Source organism: Streptomyces sp. NRRL B-24085 (assembly GCF_001282115.1).
Taxonomy (GTDB): Bacteria; Actinomycetota; Actinomycetes; order Streptomycetales; family Streptomycetaceae; genus Streptomyces.
The window spans coordinates 1-20,304 of sequence record NZ_LJBR01000026.1 but is presented as its reverse complement, the minus strand read 5'-3'; the positions used below and the strand labels follow the sequence as shown (position 1 = coordinate 20,304).

22 protein-coding genes are annotated in these 20,304 nt (G+C 73.6%); 13 read left to right on the top strand and 9 right to left on the bottom strand.

Annotation, left to right across the window (positions count from 1 at the left end; genetic code table 11):
* The first annotated feature begins 41 nt into the window (after positions 1-41).
* The 3 genes from AOJ26_RS03465 (at position 42) to AOJ26_RS03455 (ending at position 2,168) form a co-directional block, all read left to right on the top strand.
* Entirely contained in the window at positions 42-605 is a 564-nt protein-coding gene (locus AOJ26_RS03465; RefSeq protein WP_053846668.1) for a PadR family transcriptional regulator, read from the top strand.
* Positions 606-610: 5 nt separating this feature from the next.
* Positions 611-1,339, top strand: coding sequence for a class I SAM-dependent methyltransferase (locus AOJ26_RS03460; protein ID WP_053846667.1), 729 nt, complete (start codon positions 611-613; stop codon positions 1,337-1,339).
* 61 nt (positions 1,340-1,400) lie between these two features.
* Complete coding sequence (locus AOJ26_RS03455) at positions 1,401-2,168, top strand: acyl-CoA thioesterase (protein WP_053846666.1); 768 nt, start codon at positions 1,401-1,403, stop codon at positions 2,166-2,168.
* Positions 2,169-2,190: 22 nt separating this feature from the next.
* Here the strand turns inward: AOJ26_RS03455 and AOJ26_RS03450 are convergent, their stop codons facing one another.
* The 5 genes from AOJ26_RS03450 to AOJ26_RS03430 all read right to left on the bottom strand — a co-directional run bounded on the left by AOJ26_RS03450 (position 2,191) and on the right by AOJ26_RS03430 (position 6,723).
* Positions 2,191-3,357, bottom strand: coding sequence for a serine hydrolase domain-containing protein (locus AOJ26_RS03450; RefSeq protein ID WP_053846665.1), 1,167 nt, complete (start codon positions 3,355-3,357; stop codon positions 2,191-2,193).
* Between the two features lie 100 nt (positions 3,358-3,457).
* A complete protein-coding gene (locus tag AOJ26_RS03445; protein ID WP_053846664.1) occupies positions 3,458-4,426 on the bottom strand; it encodes an acetylxylan esterase in 969 nt (322 codons plus the stop codon).
* Positions 4,427-4,652: 226 nt separating this feature from the next.
* Complete coding sequence (locus AOJ26_RS03440; protein WP_053846663.1) at positions 4,653-5,237, bottom strand: DUF3592 domain-containing protein; 585 nt, start codon at positions 5,235-5,237, stop codon at positions 4,653-4,655.
* Positions 5,238-5,354: 117 nt separating this feature from the next.
* On the bottom strand, positions 5,355-6,125 hold the full coding sequence (locus AOJ26_RS03435) for a ferredoxin reductase (protein ID WP_053846662.1): 771 nt from the start codon (positions 6,123-6,125) through the stop codon (positions 5,355-5,357).
* Positions 6,118-6,723: a sulfite oxidase-like oxidoreductase gene (locus AOJ26_RS03430; RefSeq protein WP_053846661.1), complete on the bottom strand. Its 606-nt coding sequence runs from the start codon at positions 6,721-6,723 to the stop codon at positions 6,118-6,120. The genes AOJ26_RS03435 and AOJ26_RS03430 overlap by 8 nt, the downstream gene beginning before the upstream one ends.
* Before the next feature lie 169 nt (positions 6,724-6,892).
* Here AOJ26_RS03430 and AOJ26_RS03425 point away from each other — a divergent pair, with 169 nt between their 5' ends.
* Positions 6,893-7,810 carry an NADP-dependent oxidoreductase gene (locus tag AOJ26_RS03425; RefSeq protein WP_053846660.1) on the top strand — a complete coding sequence of 306 codons (918 nt, stop codon included), beginning with the start codon at positions 6,893-6,895 and terminating at the stop codon, positions 7,808-7,810.
* Entirely contained in the window at positions 7,807-8,517 is a 711-nt protein-coding gene (locus AOJ26_RS03420) for a GNAT family N-acetyltransferase (protein ID WP_053846659.1), read from the top strand. Before AOJ26_RS03425 ends, AOJ26_RS03420 begins: the two co-directional genes overlap by 4 nt.
* Here AOJ26_RS03420 and AOJ26_RS03415 read toward each other — a convergent pair.
* Complete coding sequence (locus AOJ26_RS03415) at positions 8,511-8,951, bottom strand: MarR family winged helix-turn-helix transcriptional regulator (protein WP_179200252.1); 441 nt, start codon at positions 8,949-8,951, stop codon at positions 8,511-8,513. The genes AOJ26_RS03420 and AOJ26_RS03415 overlap by 7 nt on opposite strands.
* A gap of 223 nt (positions 8,952-9,174) precedes the next feature.
* Between AOJ26_RS03415 and AOJ26_RS03410 the strand changes: the two genes are divergently transcribed.
* Positions 9,175-9,966 (top strand): putative protein N(5)-glutamine methyltransferase, encoded by a 792-nt coding sequence (locus tag AOJ26_RS03410; protein ID WP_053846658.1) that lies wholly within the window; start codon positions 9,175-9,177, stop codon positions 9,964-9,966.
* Here AOJ26_RS03410 and AOJ26_RS03405 read toward each other — a convergent pair.
* On the bottom strand, positions 9,963-10,889 hold the full coding sequence (locus AOJ26_RS03405; RefSeq protein ID WP_053846657.1) for a LysR family transcriptional regulator: 927 nt from the start codon (positions 10,887-10,889) through the stop codon (positions 9,963-9,965). The genes AOJ26_RS03410 and AOJ26_RS03405 overlap by 4 nt on opposite strands.
* Before the next feature lie 131 nt (positions 10,890-11,020).
* On the opposite strand from AOJ26_RS03405, the gene AOJ26_RS03400 reads away from it, so the two are divergent.
* Complete coding sequence (locus AOJ26_RS03400) at positions 11,021-12,268, top strand: MFS transporter (protein ID WP_053846656.1); 1,248 nt, start codon at positions 11,021-11,023, stop codon at positions 12,266-12,268.
* Between the two features lie 376 nt (positions 12,269-12,644).
* Here AOJ26_RS03400 and AOJ26_RS03395 read toward each other — a convergent pair whose 3' ends face one another.
* Positions 12,645-14,726 (bottom strand): SpoIIE family protein phosphatase, encoded by a 2,082-nt coding sequence (locus AOJ26_RS03395; RefSeq protein ID WP_053846655.1) that lies wholly within the window; start codon positions 14,724-14,726, stop codon positions 12,645-12,647.
* A gap of 262 nt (positions 14,727-14,988) precedes the next feature.
* Here AOJ26_RS03395 and AOJ26_RS03390 point away from each other — a divergent pair, with 262 nt between their 5' ends.
* The 4 genes from AOJ26_RS03390 to AOJ26_RS03375 all read left to right on the top strand — a co-directional run bounded on the left by AOJ26_RS03390 (position 14,989) and on the right by AOJ26_RS03375 (position 18,041).
* Positions 14,989-15,864, top strand: coding sequence for a hypothetical protein (locus AOJ26_RS03390; protein ID WP_053846654.1), 876 nt, complete (start codon positions 14,989-14,991; stop codon positions 15,862-15,864).
* A 174-nt stretch (positions 15,865-16,038) separates the two neighbouring features.
* Complete coding sequence (locus AOJ26_RS03385; RefSeq protein ID WP_053846653.1) at positions 16,039-17,274, top strand: cation:proton antiporter; 1,236 nt, start codon at positions 16,039-16,041, stop codon at positions 17,272-17,274.
* A gap of 21 nt (positions 17,275-17,295) precedes the next feature.
* Positions 17,296-17,565 carry a DUF3040 domain-containing protein gene (locus AOJ26_RS03380; protein ID WP_053846652.1) on the top strand — a complete coding sequence of 90 codons (270 nt, stop codon included), beginning with the start codon at positions 17,296-17,298 and terminating at the stop codon, positions 17,563-17,565.
* Positions 17,566-17,672: 107 nt separating this feature from the next.
* Entirely contained in the window at positions 17,673-18,041 is a 369-nt protein-coding gene (locus AOJ26_RS03375) for a hypothetical protein (RefSeq protein WP_053846651.1), read from the top strand.
* Positions 18,042-18,235: 194 nt separating this feature from the next.
* Here the strand turns inward: AOJ26_RS03375 and AOJ26_RS44830 are convergent, their stop codons facing one another.
* A complete protein-coding gene (locus AOJ26_RS44830) occupies positions 18,236-18,358 on the bottom strand; it encodes a hypothetical protein (RefSeq protein WP_256979470.1) in 123 nt (40 codons plus the stop codon).
* A 33-nt stretch (positions 18,359-18,391) separates the two neighbouring features.
* Here AOJ26_RS44830 and AOJ26_RS43740 point away from each other — a divergent pair, with 33 nt between their 5' ends.
* Entirely contained in the window at positions 18,392-18,550 is a 159-nt protein-coding gene (locus tag AOJ26_RS43740; protein ID WP_179200253.1) for a hypothetical protein, read from the top strand.
* Positions 18,551-18,657: 107 nt separating this feature from the next.
* Positions 18,658-20,304 (top strand): NADPH-dependent 2,4-dienoyl-CoA reductase (locus AOJ26_RS03370; RefSeq protein ID WP_053846650.1); only part of this gene is annotated, 1,647 nt, incomplete at its 3' end.

Below are 20,304 nucleotides of genomic sequence, written 5' to 3'. Positions count from 1 at the left end.
AGGTGTGGAGTAGAGTAATCACCGGCTGTTAGCGTGTCCACATGTCGCTCAAGTACGCCGTCCTGGCCGCCCTGCTGGAAGGCGAGGCCTCGGGCTACGAACTGTCCAAGGTCTTCGACGTCTCGCTGGCGAACTTCTGGCCCGCGACCCCCCAGCAGCTCTACCGCGAACTGGAGCGACTCGCGCAGGACGGGCTCATCGAGGCACGCGTGGTGCAGCAGGAACGCAGGCCGAACAAGCGGCTGTTCACCCTCACCGAGACCGGCCGGCGCGAACTGGGCGCGTTCGCCGCCGAACCGCCCCGCAGACCCGCCGCCCTCCGCGACGAGTTCCTCATCAAGATCCAGGCCATGGACGGCGTCGATCCCGAGGTCACCCGGGAGCTGTTCGAGGAGCGCCTGTCCTGGGCGCGCGGCAAGCTGGCCCGCTACGAGCGCGTCCGCGAGCGCCTCCTCGCCGGCCGTACCGAGGAGCGCTACCTCGCCGAGGCGGACCGGATCGGCCCGTACCTCACGCTCCTGGGCGGCATCTCCCTGGAGGCGGAGACCGTCCGCTGGTGCGAGCGCGCGCTTGCCCTCCTGAAACGCCGGGCTCCCCTAAGCTGACGCGGATGTTCAGCCCAGAAGGCCCCAGCCTCCGCGAACTCGCCGTCCAGGCGCTGTCGTCCGTCGAGCGCGGCTACGACCTGCTCGCCCCGAAGTTCGACCACACCCCCTTCCGCACTCCCGACTCGGTGCTGGACGCCGTCGCGTCCGCGCTGCGCAGGACGGGACCCTTCGAGGCGGGGCTCGACCTGTGCTGCGGCACCGGCGCCGGAGCCGGGGTGCTCACCCGGGTCTGCCGGGAGAGCGTCACCGGAATCGACTTCAGTGCCGGGATGCTCGACGTGGCGCGCGAGCGGACCCGGTCCGCGGGGCCGCGCCTGTCCTGGGTGCGGGGAGACGCGCGCGCCTTGCCGTTCGCGCCCGCCTCCTTCGACCTCGTCGTGAGCTTCGGCGCCTTCGGCCACTTCCTGCCCCGCGAACTGCCCGGCCTGTTCGCGCAGGTCCGCGAGGTGCTGAGCCCGGGCGGCTGCTTCGCCTTCCCGGTCGTCGCCCCGCCCCGCCCGTCGTCCCCCGCCTATTGGGCGCTCCTCGGCTTCGACGCCGTGATGCGGGTGCGCAACGCCCTGTGGCGACCGCCCTTCGTCATGTACTACCGGGCCTTCCGGCTCGGGGACGTGCGACGGGAACTGGGACGGGCCGGCCTGGGCGTGGAACTGCGAGCCCTGCCCGAGTTCGGTGAGCGCCGGGACGGCAGCCCGCGGGTCCGGATGGTCGTGGCGAGGCGCGCACTGTAGTCGGTCCGGATTTCCAACCCATCCGTTTGATTTTCCAACTCGCCAGGTTATGGTGAGGCGCGTGACCACATCCACCGAGAACGAGTCGCGGATCGATCCCCTGTGGCGGTCCTGGGAGGGAGCGCACGGCGGCCATGTCGCCGCCGTCGCCCTGACAGCCGTACGCGCCCGGTTCGCCGGGGGAGCCCACCCGGTGCGCACCCTGACCACGCACTTCCTGGCCCCGGCCGCCGCCGGTCCGCTGCACGTCTCGGGCACCGCGCCCGCCTCCGGCCGCCGCACCGCCGCCTGCGTCTTCACCGGCCACCAGGACGGCCTGCCGGTCGTCGTCGGATCGGCCCTGTTCGGCTCCGGGCGCCCCGGGACGCCGTACGACGGACAGCCGGCCCCGGACGTGCCGGGCCCGGAGGACTGCCGGACGATCCGGCTGCCCGGCCATCTGGCGCCCTTCGCCCGGCAGTTGGAGATACGGCCGGCCACCGGGGACCTCCCCCTGGCCGGCGGTGACCGGGCCGAACTGCTCGCCTGGGTGCGGTTCACGGACGGGCGGGCGCTCGACGCGGGAGCGGTGGTCACCCTCACCGACGTGCTCCCGCCCGCGCTGTACGCCGTCTGGCACACCCCGCGTCCCGTGCCCAGCGCGGAACTCACCGTCCACTTCACCGACGCCCTGGACGAGGGCGCCGGTACCGGCTGGACGCTGGTGCGGATCAGGACCGATCACGCGGGCGCCGGCTGGGCCGTCGACGACAGCGCCGTCTGGGCGGCGGACGGGCGCCTGCTGGCCCTGGGCCGTCAGTCCCGCGTGGTGCGCGAGGAGCGCCCCTGAGCCCGGTGCCGGACGGCCGCGCTCACAGGGCGCTGTACAACGCCTCGATCAGCGCCGTCTTCCGCGGGTCGTCGGCGATGTGCGGCCCCATGCGGTTCATCACATAGCCCAGCGAGACCCCCGCCTCCGGGTCGGCCAGACCGCACGACCCGCCGAAGCCGTCGTGCCCGAAGGCCCGCGGATTGGGCCCGTACGAGCCGCTCGGCCCGCTGAGCCACAGGCCGAGCCCGAGTTCCGTGTCGCTGCCGAGTCCCGCGCCCAGCACCAGGTCACGGCATCTGCCCTGGCTCTCGCGGACCCGCTCGGCGGCCTCGGGGGACAGGACGCGATGGCCGTCGAGGGAACCCCGCCCGGCGAAGATCCCGTAGAGCGCGGCGGCGGCCCGGGCGGTGCCGTGGCCGTTCGCGGCGGGGATCTCGGCGGCCCGCCACTCCGCCGTGTTCGCCTCGGCCGCGCCCGCCCCGGGGTTGGTCAGGGCGGCGATCGTCGCGGGAGTCATCTGAGCGAAGACCGCCGCCTGTTCGCTCGCCGACGGGGCGGGCGGATGCACCAGCTCGGCGGCGCGGCCGGCCTCCTTCTCCGGCAGGCCGACGGTGAAGTCGATGCCGAGCGGTCCCGTCACCTCCCGTTCCAGGAAGGCCCCCGGCAGCAGCCCCGAGACCCGCCGGACGACCTCGCCGACCAGGAAGCCGTACGTGAACGCGTGGTACCCGGACACCGTGCCCGGCTCCCACCAGGGCTCCGTCGCCGCGAGCCGCCGGGTCGTCAGCTCCCAGTCGTAGAGCTCGGCGAGGGAGTGGGGTTCGCGCAGCCCGGCCAGCCCGGCCCGGTGCGAGAGCAGGTGCCGTACGAGGACCCTGTCCTTGCCCGCCGCGGCGAACTCCGGCCAGTAGGCGGCCACCGGGGCGTCCAGGTCGAGCAGACCGCGATCGGCCAGGATGTGGGCGCACAGGGCCGTCGGGCCCTTCGTCGTCGACCACACGTTGACGAGCGTGTCGCGCTCCCAGGGGCGGGTGCGGGCCGCGTCGGCCCAGCCGCCCCACAGGTCCACGACCGTCTCGCCGTCGACCGTGACGCTCACCGCGGCGCCCAGTTCGGCCCGGTCCCGGAAGTTCTCCTCGAACGCCGTCCGCACCGCCGCGAAGCGCTGGTCGCAGTGGCCGTGGACAGCCGGGCGGTACTCGGACATGGGCCCTCCGTCATCGCCGGAAACCCGGACCGCGACACCGCGATCCGGGTCCCGTGAACATACCGACTGGTCGGGCCGGGGGGAAGATTCCCGGCGGGACTCAGGCGTAGGAGCGCAGCCAGCGCAGCTTCGCCGCCTCCTGGTAGGGGCCGCCGCCCTCGTGGTCGTTGAAGTCGTAGACCTCGATCGCCTTGTCGGCGTGGTTCCAGGCGTTGAAGGCCGCGAACACGGTGGAGGGCGGGCAGGTCTGGTCCTCCAGGGCCGCCGAGAAGAGCGCCGGGGCGCGGCCGCGGCTCGCGAAGTGGACGCCGTCGAAGTAGGCGAGGGTGCCCAGGACGTCCTCGGCGCGGCCGCGGTGCGTCTTGAGGTAGAGGCCGATCTCCCGGTACGGGTGACGGTCCGTCAGGGTCGCCGCGCGGGGGAAGTCGCACAGGAACGGCACGTCCGGGGCGACCGCCGCCAGGTCCGGCACCAGACCGCCGACCGCGATCGAGATGCCCCCGCCCTGGCTCCCGCCGAGGACGACCGTGCGCGCGGGGTCGGTCAGCGGGTGCGAACGGGCCGCCTCCACCGCCCGCACACCGTCGGTGAACACCCGGCGGTAGTAGTAGTTCTCGGGGGCGTCCACGCCCCGGGTCATGAATCCCGGGTACGCGGGCGCGCCGGCCACCGGGTCGGCGGTGCCTCCGCCGCCGCCCCAGGCGCTGCCCTGACCGCGGGTGTCCATCACGAAGTGGGCCCGGCCCGTCGACGCCCACAGCAGGTGCTCGTGCGGCAGACCGCGCCCGCCGCCGTACCCGATGAACTCCACGACCACCGGCACCGGGGCGGAGACCTCGGCGGGGATCGTGAACCAGCCCTTGACCGGGTGGCCGCCGAACCCGGCGAACGTCACGTCGTACACCTTCACCGTGGACAGGCCCGTGTCGACGAGTTCGAAGCGGGCGTCCAGGTCGTGCTCGCGGGCCTCCTGGAGGGTCTTGGACCAGAACGCGTCGAAGTCCTCGGGCTCGGTGGAGTCGCTGCGGTACTCGCGCAACTCGTCGATGGGGAGGTCGAACAGGGCCATGCAGGACCGCCTTCACGAAGGGACAGTGCCGGATGATCACACCGTACGTGGGTGGTCGGACGAATCGCCAGGCCCTTGCGGCACCGGCCGGCCGGCTGCCGACCTCCCCACGGTCGTGGACCTGCTGGTCAAGAGGGCGGGACCGGCGGCCGGGCACGGCGGGCAGCTGATCGACGGCCGTCGCGAATGGTCGGGTCACCACCGCCGTCGTCGGGGGACTGTGCGGTCAGGCCCGGCGGCGGGTCCACTGCGGTTCGGTCAGCGCCCAGTCCCGCTCCCACTCGGCGAGCCGGTGGCGGCTCGCCACACCTCGGACGAGCGAGTGGCCGAGGAGGATCACGGCGATCGTGGCGCCCGCGCCGCAGGCGCCCATGACCAGCGTGTGCTGCCAGATCGCGGTCTCGTCCGGCGGCGGGGCCACGCTCCGCCCGCGGGAGTCGAACCACACGTAGACCCTCTCGCCCTCGTCGGTACCGGCCGGGACCCGCGCCTCGGCGGTCCTCGTGGCGCCCCCGGCCTCCGTCCAGCGCACGGTCACCCGGTAGGAGCGCTCCCGGGCGCCCTGGACCGTGGGCGGCGAGTCCGGGGCCCTGCCCACGACCTCCACCTGGACCCGGTGCCGTTCGGAGCGCTGCTCGACGGCCACCGCACGGGCGTCGTCATGCGCCCACCGGCCCGCCACCGCGCCGATCAGCGGGGCGCCCAGCAGCATCAGGACGGCGACGGCCAGCACCGTCCACGCCTCGACGACGTCCGACCGGCGCCGGAGCGGATTGCGCCGCCAGCGCCAGCCGCGCACCCGGGTTCGCATCGTCGGACCTCCGCACCGCGCACCCCTGCGAGTGGTCACACAGATGTAGTACCCCTCCATCCGCGTCGTTCACTTGCGGGGGCGGACACCACGCCCGCGGTGCGCAGGGGCACACGGTCAGCCGAAGCGCTCGATCCGGATCCGGTCCACCGGCTGGCCCGCCTTCACCAGCAGCCGCGAGGCGTGCTCGGCGAACGCGTTGGAACCGCACACATAGGCCTCCCAGCCGCCCTCGGGCCGCTCGGCCAGGAGGGGGGCCACATGTGCCGCCGACAGACGTCCCACGGGCACCCCGGCCGGGGCGCTCCGCGTGAACACCGGGGTGGTCTCGGCGCCGAACTCCCGCGCGTAGACCAGCTCCTCGGGGCTGCGCGCCGACACGAGCAGCCGCAGCGGCACGGACAGTCCGCGGGCCCGGTGGTGGCGCACCATCGACATCAGCGGTACGACGCCGGAACCGGCTCCGACCAGCAGTGCGGGTCGGTCGCCGGGCCAGGCGAAGAAACCGCTCAGCGGCCCCCGCACCTCGATCTCGTCCCCGGGCCGGGCGACCGTGTGGAACCAGCCCGAGACCTCACCGCCCTCGACGTGGTCCAGGGTCAGCTCGATGTGCCAGGTGTCCTCCGGCGGGGACGCGATCGAGTAGTGGCGCTGGGCCGTGTAGCCGTCCTCGGCGGTCAGCCGCAGCATCAGGTGCTGTCCGGGCAGATGCCCCTGCCAGGCGGGCACCGCGAAGCGGAACGTGGACACGTACGGCGTCTCGCGGCGGATCTCGGTCAGCGTGGCGGTCTGCCAGACGGCGCCGACGCCTTCGGCGACCGCGATGCGCCCCGGCACCGCGAACCGGCTGACCGGGGCGGGGGCGGGGGAGGAGGGCGCCTCAGTCACCGGCGTACCTCTGTTCCTCCCACGGGTTGCCCCGCGCGTGGTAGCCGTTGCGCTCCCAGAAGCCCGGCTCGTCGTGGTCGAGCAGCGTCAGCCCCGCGATCCACTTCGCGCTCTTCCAGAAGTACAGGTGCGGCACCAGCAGCCGCGCCGGACCGCCGTGTTCGGCGGGCAGCGGCCTCCCGTCGTACTCCCACGCGATCCAGGCCCGCCCGCCGGTCAGGTCCGCGAGGGGCAGGTTCGTGGTGTACCCGGTGTGGGAGCGGGCGACGGCATGGGTGGCGGAGGCGAGGGGCCGTGCCACGGCCAGGAACGCGTCCAGCGACACCCCCGCGAACCTGACCCCGAACTTCGACCAGCTCGTCACGCAGTGGATGTCACCCTCGTAGGCCGACGCGGGCAGCGCGTGCGCCTCGTCCCAGTCCCACGTGTGCGGCTGCTCGACCAGCCCGTCCACCCGGAACGTCCAGTCGGCCGGTGACAGGTCCGGTGTGACCTCCGCGGAGAGGACGGGCCAGTCGTCGCCCGTGTCGTACTGGCCCGGGGGCAGCCCCGCGTTGTCCACGCGGGGGCGTCCGGTGAAGCCTCGGGTGACGTTCATGCTTCAACCGTACGCTGTCGCCGCGGGTGCCCCGTCCCAGGTCAGTGCCCCGATCGTTGCAGCCGTATGAACACTGGGAGGGCCCGGGAATAGCCGTCGCACGCCGCTCCTTGGCGCTGGTGTGCCGGGCCGGTGGCCCGGTGACTGCGCGAGGAGAGTGAGGGAGCAGATGCCGAAGGCGTACGTCTTCACGCGGTACGGCGGACCGGAGACCGAGGCGTTCGTGGACGTGGACCGGCCGAGCCCGGGCCCCGGCCTGCTGCTGGTGGCCGTCCGCGCGGCGGGCGTGAACCCCGTGGACTGGAAGCAGCGCAACGGCTTCCGGCGCCCCGGCGAGCACGAGGAGCCGGTCTTCCCGGTCGTGTTCGGCAACGAGGTCTCCGGTGTCGTCGAGGGGACCGGGGACGGCGTCGAGGGCTTCGCCGTCGGGGACGAGGTCTTCGGCACCGCGCTCGCGGGCGGCTACACCGAGTACACACTGGTGCCGGCCTCCGTCGCCGCGCACAAGCCCGCGGAGCTGCCCCACACGGTGGCCGCCACCCTGCCCGTGGCCGCCGCGACCGCGTACGACGGCGTTCGCCAGCTCGGCCTTCCCCCGGGCACCACGCTGCTGGTGACCGGCGCGGGCGGCGGAGTCGGCGCGGCGGCCGTGCAGATCGCCCGTGCCGTCGGTCTGCACGTGGTCGGCGTGGCGAGCGTGGGCAAGAAGGACTTCGTCGAGTCGCTCGGCGCCGTCCATGTCCCCTCCGGTCCCGACTGGGCGGAGCGGGCCCGGGCGACCGCGCCGGACGGCGTCTACGACCTCGTGGGAGGTCGGGTCCTGGCCGAGGCCGCCGAGCTGCTCACCGACCGGTCGAAGCTGATCACCGCCGGTGCCCCGGAGGAGGACGTGCGGCGCTTGGGCGGGGCACGGGTGGCGCGGGCCCGCAACGCGGCCGTACTGGCGGAGGTCGCGCGGCTCGTGGTCGCGGGAGATCTGGACCCGCACATCACCGAAACGTTTCCCCTCGACAGGGCGGGCGACGCGCTGCGCACGGTCGAGGAAGGCCACGCCCGCGGCAAGACCGTCATCGAGGTCGCCCGATGACCGGCGGCGCACCGCACGTCCTCGACAACCCGGCCCTCGCCTCCCTGACCGGCCCGCACGCCCACTTCGCCGAGAAGCGCGGGCGGGTCCTGCGCTACCCCGTCGACGTCTCCCCGTGGCTGGCCCTGCCCGACGAGCCCGACGCGGGCGACTGGGCCGACCTCGCCGCGCTCGCGGGTGCCGGCGCGGAGGTCCCGCTGACGGCGTACTCCGGGCAGGTGCCCGAGGGCTGGGAGGTCACCTTCCACGTCGAGGGCGTGCAGCTCGTGGACGACGGCCTCGACACCGCGCCCGACCCGGAGGCGGTCCGCCTCGGCCCCGCCGACGTGCCCGAGATCCTCGACCTGATCGCCCGCACCCGCCCCGGACCCTTTCTGCCCCGCACCATAGAGATGGGCACCTACCTGGGCATACGCCGGGACGGCGCCCTCGTCGCGATGGCGGGGGAGCGGCTGCACCCGCCGGGCTGGACCGAGATCAGCGCGGTCTGCACCGACCCCGCCGTCCGCGGACAGGGCCTGGCGACCCGGCTGATCCGCGCTGTCGCGCACGGCATACGGCAACGCGGGGAGACGCCGTTCCTGCACACCGGCGCCCACAACACCCAGGCCGTCCGGCTCTACGAGTCCCTCGGCTTCCGGCTCCGGCGCACCACCGCCTTCCTCGCCGCACGGGTGCCCGAGCGGCTGCCGGAGGAGGCCTACTGAGGACCGCCGGCCGGCCCGGGCCAGGCGTTGTAGCGCACGAGGTACCCGGCGAACCGCTCCAGATCCTCCCGCGACCAGTCCGCGAGCCGCTCGCCGACGGCCGCGCGGCGGCTCACGGTGACCTGGCCCAGGATGCGCCGGCCGGCCCCGGTCAGATGCAGCACCTGGACCCGGTGGTCCTCCGGGTCCTGGCGCCGCTCGACGAGGCCGGCCCGCTCCAGGGCGGTGACCTGGCGGCTCACCGTGGACTTGTCCAGGGCGTAGTGGGCGGCCAGGTCGGTGGCGCGGCAGCCGTCGCGCTCCTCCAGATGCCCGAGGAGCGTGTACGACACCAGCGACAGCTCGGGATGCAGGCGGCCCGCCGAGGCGCGGGCCCGTCGCGCGAAGACCGTCATCTCGCGCTGGATCGTCTCCACGGCCGTCGCTGCTTCCACCGGGACCTCCTTCGCGGTACTGGTTGCAGAGTACAACTCAGGGGGCCCTGGGGTAGGGTGGCCGTCCGGCCGGGGGAGGTCCCGGCCGTGAGGCACCGAGGAGGTGAGACCCATCAACGCTGTGTCAGACCGGGTGCTCCCTCCTCGCGTCGACGCGGGTCACCGCCGGTAGCCCAGGTGACCGCGGGAGCGCCCTTCGGCTCTCGAAAGGCTCTCGGCTTCCATGCCCTCACTCTCTCCCCGTTTCGCTTCCCCCGACGCCGTCGTCGCCGCCCTGCGCTCCGCGGGCTGCGTCTTCGCCGAGGACGAGGCCCGGCTGATCCTCGCCGCCGCCCGCACCCCGGACGAACTGGCCGACATGGTCGACCGCCGGGTCACCGGACACCCCCTCGAACTCGTCGTCGGCTGGGCCGAGTTCAGGGGACTGCGCATCACCGTGGCCCCCGGCGTCTTCGTGCCGCGCCGCCGCACCGAGTTCCTCGTCGACCAGGCCCTCGCCCTGGCACCGGGCGCCCGTGTCGTCGTGGACCTGTGCTGCGGCTCGGGCGCGGTCGGCGCCGCGCTCGCGGCCGCGCTCGGCCCGGTCGAACTGCACGCGGCCGACATCGACCCGGCCGCGGTGGACTGCGCCCGCCGCAACACGGCCGCCGCGGGCGGCCGGGTGCACACCGGCGACCTCTTCGAGGCCCTGCCCGCCGGCCTGCGCGGACGGATCGACATCCTCGCGGCCAACGTCCCCTACGTCCCCACCGAGGAGGTCGCCCTCCTGCCCACCGAGGCCCGCGACCACGAGCCCCTGGTCGCCCTCGACGGCGGCACCGACGGGCTGGACGTCCTGCGCCGGGTCGCGGCCGGGGCCCCGCGGTGGCTCGCCCCCGGCGGCTGCCTCCTCGTCGAGACCAGCGAACGCCAGGCCGCCGCCGCCCTCGACGCCTTCACCCGCAGCGGTCTGACCTCCCGCCTCGCGGTCTCGGAGGAGCTGTACGCCCACGTCGTCACCGGCATCAGGACCTAGGCCCAGCTCGGCGCCCAGGTTCCCACGCCCGGTGGTTCGGGCAGTGTGGCGTGCAGGTGGTCCCGGAGGGCGGCGAGGGCCGGATGGGGGTTGTCCGCGCGCCAGAGCAGGGAGTGGGGGTAGACCGGCGTGGGCCCGTGCACCGGGATGCGGCGCAGGTCCTGGTCGGACGGCCAGACCAGACGGGTCAGTTCACCGACGAGCGTGGCCAGGCTCGCGGAGTCGGCGATGGTGTCGAGGAGGGGGTCGGTGCCGAAGTCGGGGCCGGTGACCTCGATGGTGAGGCCGAAGGCGGCGGCGAGGTCGTCGTAGTAGGTGCCCCACTCGGTCCCGGTGACCAGGCCGGGCATCCAGATGCGGTGCCCTGCCAGGCCGGAGGGGGTCACCGAGCGGGCCCCGGCGAGCGGGTGGCCGGGGCCGGTGAGCAGTTGGACCGGTTCGTCGTAGACCCGCGCGGACTCGACACCGTCGGCCGACTGCCCCGCGGAGTGCGGGACGGCGCGGAAGGTGGCGTCGATCGTGCCGGACCGCAACGCGGCGAGGGCCGCGTCGGCGTCGAAGAGGGTGACGACGTCGAGCTCGATGCCGGGGTGCGCGCGGTGGAAGGCGCGCAGCAGTTCCGCGGGGGCGAGCCGACGGCCGATCACGTCGACGCGCAGGGCCCGGCTGCCCGGCCGTACCGAGGCCGCCGCCCGCTCCGCGGCCCGGAGCAGTTCGCGGGCGTGCGGCAGGAACGCCTGTCCGTCGATGGTCAGCCGGGCGCCGCGCGGGGTGCGGGTGAACAGCCGTGCCCCGAGGTCCTTCTCCAGCGCGGCGACCCGTTTCGACACCGCCTGCTGGGTGACCGCGAGCCGGTCGGCGGCCTCCTGGAACCGCCCCGCGTCCGCCACGGCGACGAAGGTGCGTACGGCGTCGAGATCCATGCGGGAAGCGTAGGCCGTCCGCGCACAACCCCGGGTTGTGGCCGACCGGGGGCCTGGTTGTTTGATCGGCGGGCCCGGCACTGGGTTGGATGGCGTCGGTCAACGTGAGGTTGTCGGCGAGGGGATGCGGAGTGGTCGGGAAACGGTCGCTGGGGCGGCGGTTCGGGTGGCTGTGGGCGGCCTACGCGGTCAGTGCGTTCGGTACCTCGCTGTCGTTCGGCGCCTTCCCGATGATCGCCGTCCTGGTGCTGCACGCCGGCCCCGCCGCGGTGTCCGCGCTGGCGGCCGCGGGGCTCGCGGTCGGGGCGGCGGTGGCGGTGCCGCTCGGACCCTGGGTGGAGTTCCGCCGCAAGAGGCCGGTGATGGTCGCCATGGACCTCGTCCGGTTCGCCGCTCTGCTGAGCGTCCCCGCCGCCTACGCGCTCGGCGCGCTGAGCTTCGTCCAGCTCCTGCTCGTGTCGGTGCTCGTGGCGGCGGCCGACATCACCTTCACCGCCGCCTCCGGGGCCTACCTCAAGTCCCTCCTCGACCCCGACGACCTGCTGGTCGCGGGCGCGCGGTTCGAGGCCACGAACTGGACCACCATCGTGATCGGACCTCCCCTCGGCGGAGCCGCCATCGGGCTCCTCGGACCCGTGACCACCCTGCTGGCCGACGCGGTGAGCTATCTGCTGTCGGCGCTCGGCATCCGCGCGATCGGCGGCGGCGAGCCGCGGCCGGAGCCCACGGGGGCGGCCAAGGGGTCCCTGCTGGAGGGCTGGCGCCACATCCTGGCCAGTCCCGCCCTGCGGCCCCTGTTCCTCAACACGGTCCTCGTCAACGCCCTGATCATGGTGCCGGTGCCGCTGCTGACCGTCCTCATGCTCGGCCCCCTCGGCTTCGCCCCCTGGCAGTACGCCCTCGCCTTCTCGGTGCCCTGCCTCGGCGGCCTGCTCGGCTCACGGCTCGCCCGCCCCCTGGTCACCCGGTACGGACAGCACCGCGTCCTGGTCACCTCGGGCGTCCTGCGCGCGTGCTGGCCCCTCGGCCTGGCCTTCGTCGGCCCCGGTACCACCGGGCTGCTGCTCGTGATGGCCGTGGAACTCGGGGTCATCACCTCCTGCGCCGTCTTCAACCCGGTGTTCTCCGCGCACCGGCTGACCATGACCCCGACCGACCGGGTGGTCCGCACGCTCTCCGCCTGGTCGGTGACCGGCAAGCTGACCACCGCGGCTCTGACCGCCCTGTGGGGCCTTCTGGCCACCCTCACCGGAACCCGCGAGGCCATCGCCCTCGCCGGTCTCCTGCTGCTGGCCACCCCGCTCCTGCTGCCCCGACGGCCCGCGACCGTGCCCGGGGCGACCCAGGAAGCCCTGCCTTCCGGCGCCGGGTCACCATGACAGGTCCCCGTTCCACGGGCGCCCGGACTGCGGCTGGGGAGATGCCGGGGCCGCCTTCGTGCTCCGGCGCGCGCGGGCGGATGCGGGCGGCGGTCCTGGTCGCAGCCGCCGTGCAGTACACCGCCCCGGTGGGAGCCCACGGTTGTCCTGCCGTCCGGTGACTGCGCCGAGGGGGCCGTCGCCGGGCGCGCGCCCCGTCGCCGTCCGAGACCGCGGTGAAGGGACCGCAGTGAAGGAACCGCGTTGAAGGGACCGCGGAGCTAGCGGTCGTCCCGGCCCAGCCCGCGCCGCCGTCCCCGGCCGCCACGATCACCTACGGGCGCGTTCCACAAGGCTGCCGTACTCAGTTCCGCGCACCCGCGCCGCCGCACGTCCCTCAGGCCGCCGGCGTCTGCACGCGGGCGATCAGCAGTGCCACGTCGTCAGAGTTGTCCGGCTGGTGCAGGGTGCGCAGCAGTAGGTCGCAGACCTCCTCCAGCGGCCCGTCGGGGCTGTCGAGCAGGTCGAGGAGCGCGTCCAGGCGTTCGTCCAGCGGATGCTGGCGGGTCTCCACCAGGCCGTCTGTGTACAGGACGAGCCGGTCACCGGGTGCGAGGTCGACGGTGGTCGTGGAGAAGGCGACACCGCCCACGCCGAGCGGCGCCCCCGTGGGGAGTTCGAGCAGCTCGGGCGGACGGCCGGGGCGCAGCCGTACCGGGGGCAGGTGCCCGGCGTTGGCGATCCGGCACTGGCCGAGCCGCGGGTCGTGCACGGCGTACACGCACGTGGCGATGGAGTGGTCCAGGTCCTCGGTGATCCGGTCGAGGTGTTCGAGGAGCCTGGCCGGGTCGAGGTCGAGGGAGGCGAGGGTGTTCGTGGCGGTGCGGAGCCGGCCCATGGTCGCGGCGGCGGTGATGCCGCTGCCCATCACGTCGCCCACGACCAGTGCGGTCTTGCCCTCGTCCAGCGGGATCACGTCGAACCAGTCGCCGCCGACCTCGGCGGTGGCGCCCGCGGGCTGGTAGCGGGAGGCGACCTCCAGGCCGCCGGTCACGGAAGGGTGGCTGGGCAGCAGGCTGCGCTGGAGGGTGAGGGCGGTGTTGCGGGCGTCCTGGTACCAGCGGGCGTTGTCGATCTGCACCGCCGCGCGGGCCGCCAGCTCTCGCGCCAGCAGCAGGTCGTCCTCGCCGAACGGCTCCGGATTGTGGACGCGCTTGAGGTCGAGGGCGCCGAGCACCTCGCCGCGCGCGATCAGCGGCACGGCCAGATAGGAGTGCACGCCGGCCCTGGCCAGCAGTGCGGCCGCCTCCGGTGAGCGGGCGATACGGGCGAGGTCCTCCGGTCCCACCCGCGCCACCAGGACCGGGCTCCCGGTGCGCACGCACTCCGTGACCAGGCGTTCGGGGGCGTACCGGGCGACCTTGCCGGGCGGATCGGCCGCGCCCAGGGTGTCGGGGGCACCGGACGCCTCGACGGCCAGCGGGCGCATCACGGCGGGCTCGGTGGGCCGCAGGGTGCTCGGCCTGCCCTGCGCCACCGCCTCCAGCAGGTCCACGGCCGCCACGTCCGCGAGCTCCGGCACGGCCACGTCGGCGAGCTCACGGGCGGTGCGGTCCAGGTCGAGGGTGGTGCCGATGCGGGCGGAGGCGTCGGCGACGAGTGCCAGGCGGCGCCGGGCGGTCTCGGCCTCCACGGTCGCCAGATGCTGCTCGGTGACGTCCAGGACCGAGCCCGCCACCCCGAGGACGGTCCCCAGCGCGTCCTCCAGGCGGTACAGCGAGACCGACCAAGCGTGGTCCGAGTCGGGGTCCGCGGGCGTACGGCCGACCGTGTGCTGGTCCACCAGCGGAGTGCCGGTGCGCAGCACCTCGCGGGCGGCGGCCTCGAAGGCGGCCACGTCGAGGTCGGGGAGCACCTCGCCGATCTTCCGCCCGACGTGATCCGCGGCCGGCACGCCGTTCAACAGCTCCAGGGCCGGGTTCACCGAGACGTACCGCAGCTCGGTGTCCAGTACGGCCAGCCCGATCGGCGACTGGGAGACCATCCGTGTCGACAGCGCCACGTCCCGCTCCAGGCGGCGCACGGTCGACTGGTCGGCGCACAACCCGAGCGCGTAGACGTCCCCGCGGTCGTCGAGCAGCCGCATGTTGCGGAACTCCACCAGCCTGGTGCCGCCGTCCTTGCGCCGGACGGGGAAGGCGCCAGCCCAGCTCTGCCCGGTCTCCATGACGTCGGCGAACAGCTTGACGACCAGATCGGCGTGCTGCTCGTGGATCATCAGGTGGGCCGCGTACCTGCCCAGCGCCTCCTGGGCGCTGTATCCGAACAGCTCCTCGGCCTGCGGGCTCCACAGCACGATGCGTCCCTCGGCGTCCAGCACCACCGAGGCCATGCCCAACTCGTCGAGCAGCCCGCTCGGCCGTACCGCCCCGCGCGGGGGCTCACCGCCCTCGGACGCGGGTATTCCGGCTGCACCCATTGCACGAACCGCCTTATGCCGTCCTCGCGGCACGTCGTACCCCCGTGCCGACTCCCCTTGTTCTACCGCGTTCAACCGTCTCCGTGACCACGTGGTCGTGTTCTTCCACCATCCCTCAACACGCGGGGGCGCGTCCGGTGAAGTGCGCCGGGGTGACGAAGGCCGCTTGTTCATTCGTTTGGCCTGTACATGACCGCCGTGGGGGCGCCAGACTGTGCGCCGACCCAGCTCACCCCCGCTCCAGGAGCCCCAGGAGTTCTCCATGCCCCTGCGCGCCAGACAGCGTTGTCACGCGGTCCTCGCCGCCCTCGTCACCCTCACCGCGACGGCCCTCCTGGCCGCCGCGCCGCCGGCCTCCGCCGCGGACACCTGGACCGAGGCAGGCAGTGACCGTGCCGACCCGCTCACCGAGAGCCAGGGCCTCACCTCGGTCGAGGTCCCGGCCGGATCCGCCAATCGGTACACCGGCATCGGAACCATCCCGTTCGGCGTCGCCACCCGCGGCTGGAACCACGTGGGCGACCCCGACGCGTCCTACGACGGCCACTACATCGAGCCCTACCAGGCCGACTCCGGCACCGCGAAGATGTACCGCGTCCAGGCGCCGAACGGGACCTGGTCCGAGTACGTCCACACCCTCGGTCCCGGTGAGGCGCTCAACAACTCCTGGGTCGCCGTCTCGCCGGACGGACAGTGGATGCTGTCCGGTGAGTGGGGCACCATGACCCGCTTCCTGGTCTTCCCCACGCCCGGCGTCAACGCGAGCACCTCGCCCTCGGCGAACCTCCCGCAGGCGGCCACCGTCACCCTCGACCACGCCGTCCGGGACGTACAGGGCTGCGACTTCGTCAGCGCCACCCGGCTGCTCTGCTCCTCCGACGACCCGGCGGGCACGCTGTTCGGCTACACCAAGCCGCTCCTCCAGATCGACCTGTCCGCGGCCCCGACCGGCTCGGGGAACGTCACCGGACATGTCACGGCACTGCGCCAACTGCCCCTGCGGAGCTCCTGCTCCGGCACGTTCGAGGCGGAGGGCATCGACTACGACCGCCGCACCGGAACCCTGCGGGTGATCGTCGTCTCACCCGGCTTCTGTGTGCTGACGGACAGCAAGACGTACCGCTTCACCAGGAGTTGAGCCCCTGACGGGCAGGTGCCGGCCCTCGCGGAAATGGGGGTCGGCACCGATGGCGGGCCCCGGGGGCCGGATGCGACGGTGGCACGAACACCCCACCGGAGAAAGGGAGATCGCGCATCCACCCCCGTGACACACAGCACGCCCGTCCGTCCGCGCCCCCGGGCGAGGTGACCCGTGGGACACGCTGACACCCTCCTCGCCATGGGCGGCGCGTTCCTGGCCGCCGCCTTCCTCGCCCGCCTCGGCGGCCGGATCGGACTGCCCACCATCCCGCTGTTCATGCTCGCCGGCATCCTGCTCGGCCCGCACACCCCCGGCCTGGTCCTGGTCGAGGACGCGCACGACTTCGAGATGCTCTCCGCGCTCGGCCTGGTGCTGCTGCTCTTCTACCTGGGCCTGGAGTTCCACGTCGACGACCTGCGCACCGGCGGCAGACGCCTGCTCGCGGCGGGCGGGATCTACCTCGTGGCGAACGTCGGCGCCGGTCTCGGCTTCGGGTTCGCGCTGGGCTGGGGCGGCCGGGAGGCGCTGGTGCTCGCCGGGGTCCTCGGCATCTCCTCGTCCGCGATCGTCACGAAGGTCCTCATCGACCTGGGGCGGATCGGCCGCCCCGAGACCCGGCTGATCCTCGGTGTGATCGTGGTGGAGGACATCTTCCTGGCGCTCTACCTCGCCGCGCTCCAGCCGGTCGTCAGCGGCGCCCAGGAGCCTGTGGAGGTGCTCCTCCAGGCCGGCAGGGCCTTCGGCTTCCTGCTGGTGCTGGCCGCCGCCGCCCGGTACGGGACACGCTGGATCGGCCGGCTGGTGCAGGTCCGGGACGACGAACTCCTGGTCATCAGCTTCCTCGGCGCCGCGGTGCTGGTCGCCGGGGTGTCCGAGGTGCTCGGCGTCGCCGACGCCATCGGGGCCTTCATGGTGGGGCTGATCCTGGCCGGCACACCCTCCGGGCCCCGCATCCGCCGACTGGTGCATCCACTGCGTGACGCCTTCGCCGCCATCTTCTTCTTCGCCTTCGGGCTGTCCGTCGACCCGGGCGTCCTGACGTCGGTCGCCGGGCCCGTCGCCGCGGCGGTCGTCGTTACGGTGATCATGAACGTCGTCGCCGGCGTGCTCGTCGCCCGCCTCCACGGCCACGGCGCCCAGGCCGCCGCCGACATCGCCGCGACCCTCCTGGCCCGTGGTGAATTCGCCCTGATCCTCGGGGCGATGGCGGCCAGTGCGGGACTCGACGCACGTCTGGCGCCGTTCATCGCCGGGTATGTCCTCATCCTGGCCGTTCTCGGCCCCGTGGCCGCGGGGCGGGCCCGTCTGCCGACCCGGGTGCCGGGTGCGCGTCGTGCCCGCGAGCAGGAGGACGCCACCGCATCCGCGCCGGTCTCCGTCGCGGTGGGGGCGGACGCCGAACGGTAGGGGCCGTGTGAAGGAGGAGTCATGCGCCAGCCCGACGACGAACACCTGATCGATCTCGCGGCACGGCTGGAGCGTGACGACCCGCGGTTCGCCCGCGCGCTGGGCGCGGGCCGCCCCGCCCGGCCCCGCGAGTACCGGCGCGCGGGCGCCTGGGGGACCCTCGCGCTCGCCCTGAGCCTCCTCGCCGCGGGCATGGCTTTGCCCGAAGGTATCCTCGTGGCGGCCGGCCTCGTCCTCGCCGGTATCGCCGTTCCGTTGTTCGATCCGCACCGGGACCGACCGCCGCGCTGATCCCGCCGCCGGTAGTGCTCCGCAAATCGGGGTGCTTATCTGGGGGTGTGGCGCGGTTCGCGGGGAACCCGGCGGTACCGGTCATCGCCACGAGAGGAGCGACCACGATGGATCGTGAGCGAGCGCACGACGAGTCCGTCTCGCTGGAGATCAGCGGATGCAGCGCGGAGGACGCCCGGATCGTCTTCGACACACTGAGCACGTGTTTCGAGTCGGACCGCGCAGCCAACGAGGTGCCTCAGCAACTGCACGAGACGCGGCCGATGGTGTGGCTGGGGACGTTCGAGGTGACCGAGGCGCGGTCCTGCCCGCCGCCCGCGCGGTTGTCGTCGTCCGTGGAGGCCGACGCGCAGGGCGGGTACTGGGCCATCGAGAAGCTCCGGGAGACGCTGGACTCGATGTTCACGGTGCGGGACCTCGCGTCCGCGTCGGGGGACCAGGAGCGGGAACTGCACGTGCGGCTGGAGAGCCGCTGACCGTCCGCGCCGCCGTCTTGGCCGGTCGCGCCCCCGCCCTTCCGCGGGGGCGACCGGCCGGCTGGTGTCGCCTCCGCCCCTCCGCGGGGGCGCGCCCGGCCGACTGGTGACGCCCCCGCCCTTCTGCGGGGGCGCGCTCGGCTGGGTGGTGTCGCCTCCCCCCTTCCGCGGGGGCGCGCCCAGGCTGCCGGTGATCAGCCCTGCCGCACCGGCACCACCACCATCTCGGCGACTTTGATGTTCGGCGGGGCCGCCGCCGCGAAGGCGATGGCTTCCGCGATGTCCGTCGCCGTCAGGGGCGTCAGGCCGGCGCGCATGCGGGACAGGGACTCCCTGGTCCCGGTGTCCGCATGTCCGCGCCCAGCTCGGTGGCCGTGACCCCGGGCTCGATGTTCTTCACCTGGATCTCGCGCGAGGCCGAACCGGGCAGCCCGTCGGAACAGGCGCTCGCCCTGCTGGGCAGCCTCGCCGCGGCCGGGGCCCCCGCGGACCGGACGGCCGGCACCTGAGGGAACCACGTGGCCCGGATCACCCCCGCCCTGTTGTGCAACTAGTTGCATAAACGTGTCGCGGTCCTCTACAACAGAGAGGCACGAGACCGCGACGGAGGGGCCCGATGAGCCGTTACCCGCACCTGCTGAACCCGCTCGACCTGGGCTTCACCACGCTGCCCAACCGCGTGCTGATGGGCTCCATGCACGTCGGCCTCGAAGAGGCCGAGCGCGGCTTCGAGCGCATGGCCGCCTTCTACGCGGAGCGGGCGCGCGGCGGCGTGGGCCTGATCGTCACCGGCGGTATCGCGCCCAACGACGAGGGACGGCCCTACGAGGGCGGCGCCAAGCTCACCACGGACGCGGAGGCCGAGCGGCACCGGACCGTCACCGCGGCCGTGCACCGCGAGGGCGGCCGGATCGCGATGCAGATCCTGCACTTCGGCCGGTACGCCTACCACCGCGACCTCGTCGCCCCGAGCCCCCTCCAAGCGCCGATCAGCCCCTTCCAGCCCCGCGAACTCACCGACGCCGAGGTCGAGCGGACGGTCGACGACTACGCCCGCACCGCCCGCCTCGCCCGGCAGGCCGGCTACGACGGCGTGGAGATCATGGGCTCCGAGGGCTACCTCATCAACGAGTTCATCGCCGCGCAGACCAACCGGCGCACCGACCGCTGGGGCGGCTCGTACGAGAACCGCATGCGCTTCCCCGTGGAGATCGTGCGCCGGGTGCGCGAGGCCGTCGGCGAGGACTTCATCATCGTCTACCGGCTGTCCATGCTGGACCTGGTCCCGGGCGGCTCCACGCTCGACGAGGTGATCACCCTCGCCAAGGCCGTCGAGGCCGCCGGAGCCACCATCATCAACACCGGCATCGGCTGGCACGAGGCCCGCATCCCCACCATCGCCACCTCCGTCCCGCGCGGCGCCTACACCTGGGTGACCAAGCGGCTCATGGGCGAGGTGTCGATTCCGCTCGTGACCACCAACCGCATCAACACCCCCGAACTGGCCGAGGAGTTGCTCGCCGACGGGTACGCCGACATGGTGTCGATGGCCCGTCCGATGCTCGCCGACCCGGAGTTCGTGAACAAGGCCGCCGCCGGGACGCCCGAGGCCATCAACACCTGCATCGGCTGCAACCAGGCCTGCCTGGACCACACCTTCAGCGGGAAGATCACCTCCTGCCTGGTCAACCCGCGCGCCTGCCACGAGACCGAGCTGGTGCTGGCCCCGACCCGGCTGCGCAAACGCGTGGCGGTCGTGGGAGCCGGCCCGGCGGGTCTCGCCTGCGCGGTCTCCGCCGCCGAACGCGGCCACCAGGTCACCCTGTTCGACGCCGCGAGCGAGATCGGCGGCCAGCTCAACGTCGCCCGCAAGGTCCCCGGCAAGCAGGAGTTCGACGAGACGATCCGCTACTTCCGCCACCGGCTCGACGACCAGGGCGTGGACGTACGGCTCAACTCTCCGGTGTCCGCAGGGGACTTGGCCGACTACGACGAGGTCGTCGTGGCCACCGGCGTCACCCCGCGCACCCCCGGCATCCCCGGCGTCGACCACCCGAGCGTGGTCGGCTACCTCGACGTCCTGCGCGACAACGCGCCCGTCGGCGACCGGGTCGCGATCCTCGGCGCCGGCGGCATCGGCTTCGACGTCGCCGAGTTCCTCACCGACGGCGGCGACAAGGCGCACGAGAACCCCGAGACGTACTTCCGCCAGTGGGGCGTCGACACGGACTACACGGCACCCGGCGGACTCGCGGCCCCCGAA

Excerpts from the sequence above, each read along its gene's own strand:
- AOJ26_RS03380 (WP_053846652.1), top strand. The coding sequence starts at position 17,296 with ATGCGCCAGCCCGACGACGAACACCTGATCGATCTCGCGGCACGGCTG.
- AOJ26_RS03395 (WP_053846655.1), bottom strand. The coding sequence starts at position 14,726 with ATGGGTGCAGCCGGAATACCCGCGTCCGAGGGCGGTGAGCCCCCGCGC.
- AOJ26_RS03465 (WP_053846668.1), top strand. The coding sequence starts at position 42 with ATGTCGCTCAAGTACGCCGTCCTGGCCGCCCTGCTGGAAGGCGAGGCC.
- AOJ26_RS44830 (WP_256979470.1), bottom strand. The coding sequence starts at position 18,358 with ATGCGCGCCGGCCTGACGCCCCTGACGGCGACGGACATCGCGGAAGCC.
- AOJ26_RS03450 (WP_053846665.1), bottom strand. The coding sequence starts at position 3,357 with ATGTCCGAGTACCGCCCGGCTGTCCACGGCCACTGCGACCAGCGCTTC.
- AOJ26_RS03425 (WP_053846660.1), top strand. The coding sequence starts at position 6,893 with ATGCCGAAGGCGTACGTCTTCACGCGGTACGGCGGACCGGAGACCGAG.
- AOJ26_RS03420 (WP_053846659.1), top strand. The coding sequence starts at position 7,807 with ATGACCGGCGGCGCACCGCACGTCCTCGACAACCCGGCCCTCGCCTCC.
- AOJ26_RS03405 (WP_053846657.1), bottom strand. The coding sequence starts at position 10,889 with ATGGATCTCGACGCCGTACGCACCTTCGTCGCCGTGGCGGACGCGGGG.
- AOJ26_RS03460 (WP_053846667.1), top strand. The coding sequence starts at position 611 with ATGTTCAGCCCAGAAGGCCCCAGCCTCCGCGAACTCGCCGTCCAGGCG.
- AOJ26_RS43740 (WP_179200253.1), top strand. The coding sequence starts at position 18,392 with ATGTCCGCGCCCAGCTCGGTGGCCGTGACCCCGGGCTCGATGTTCTTC.
- AOJ26_RS03445 (WP_053846664.1), bottom strand. The coding sequence starts at position 4,426 with ATGGCCCTGTTCGACCTCCCCATCGACGAGTTGCGCGAGTACCGCAGC.
- AOJ26_RS03375 (WP_053846651.1), top strand. The coding sequence starts at position 17,673 with ATGGATCGTGAGCGAGCGCACGACGAGTCCGTCTCGCTGGAGATCAGC.
- AOJ26_RS03410 (WP_053846658.1), top strand. The coding sequence starts at position 9,175 with ATGCCCTCACTCTCTCCCCGTTTCGCTTCCCCCGACGCCGTCGTCGCC.
- AOJ26_RS03430 (WP_053846661.1), bottom strand. The coding sequence starts at position 6,723 with ATGAACGTCACCCGAGGCTTCACCGGACGCCCCCGCGTGGACAACGCG.
- AOJ26_RS03390 (WP_053846654.1), top strand. The coding sequence starts at position 14,989 with ATGCCCCTGCGCGCCAGACAGCGTTGTCACGCGGTCCTCGCCGCCCTC.
- AOJ26_RS03440 (WP_053846663.1), bottom strand. The coding sequence starts at position 5,237 with ATGCGAACCCGGGTGCGCGGCTGGCGCTGGCGGCGCAATCCGCTCCGG.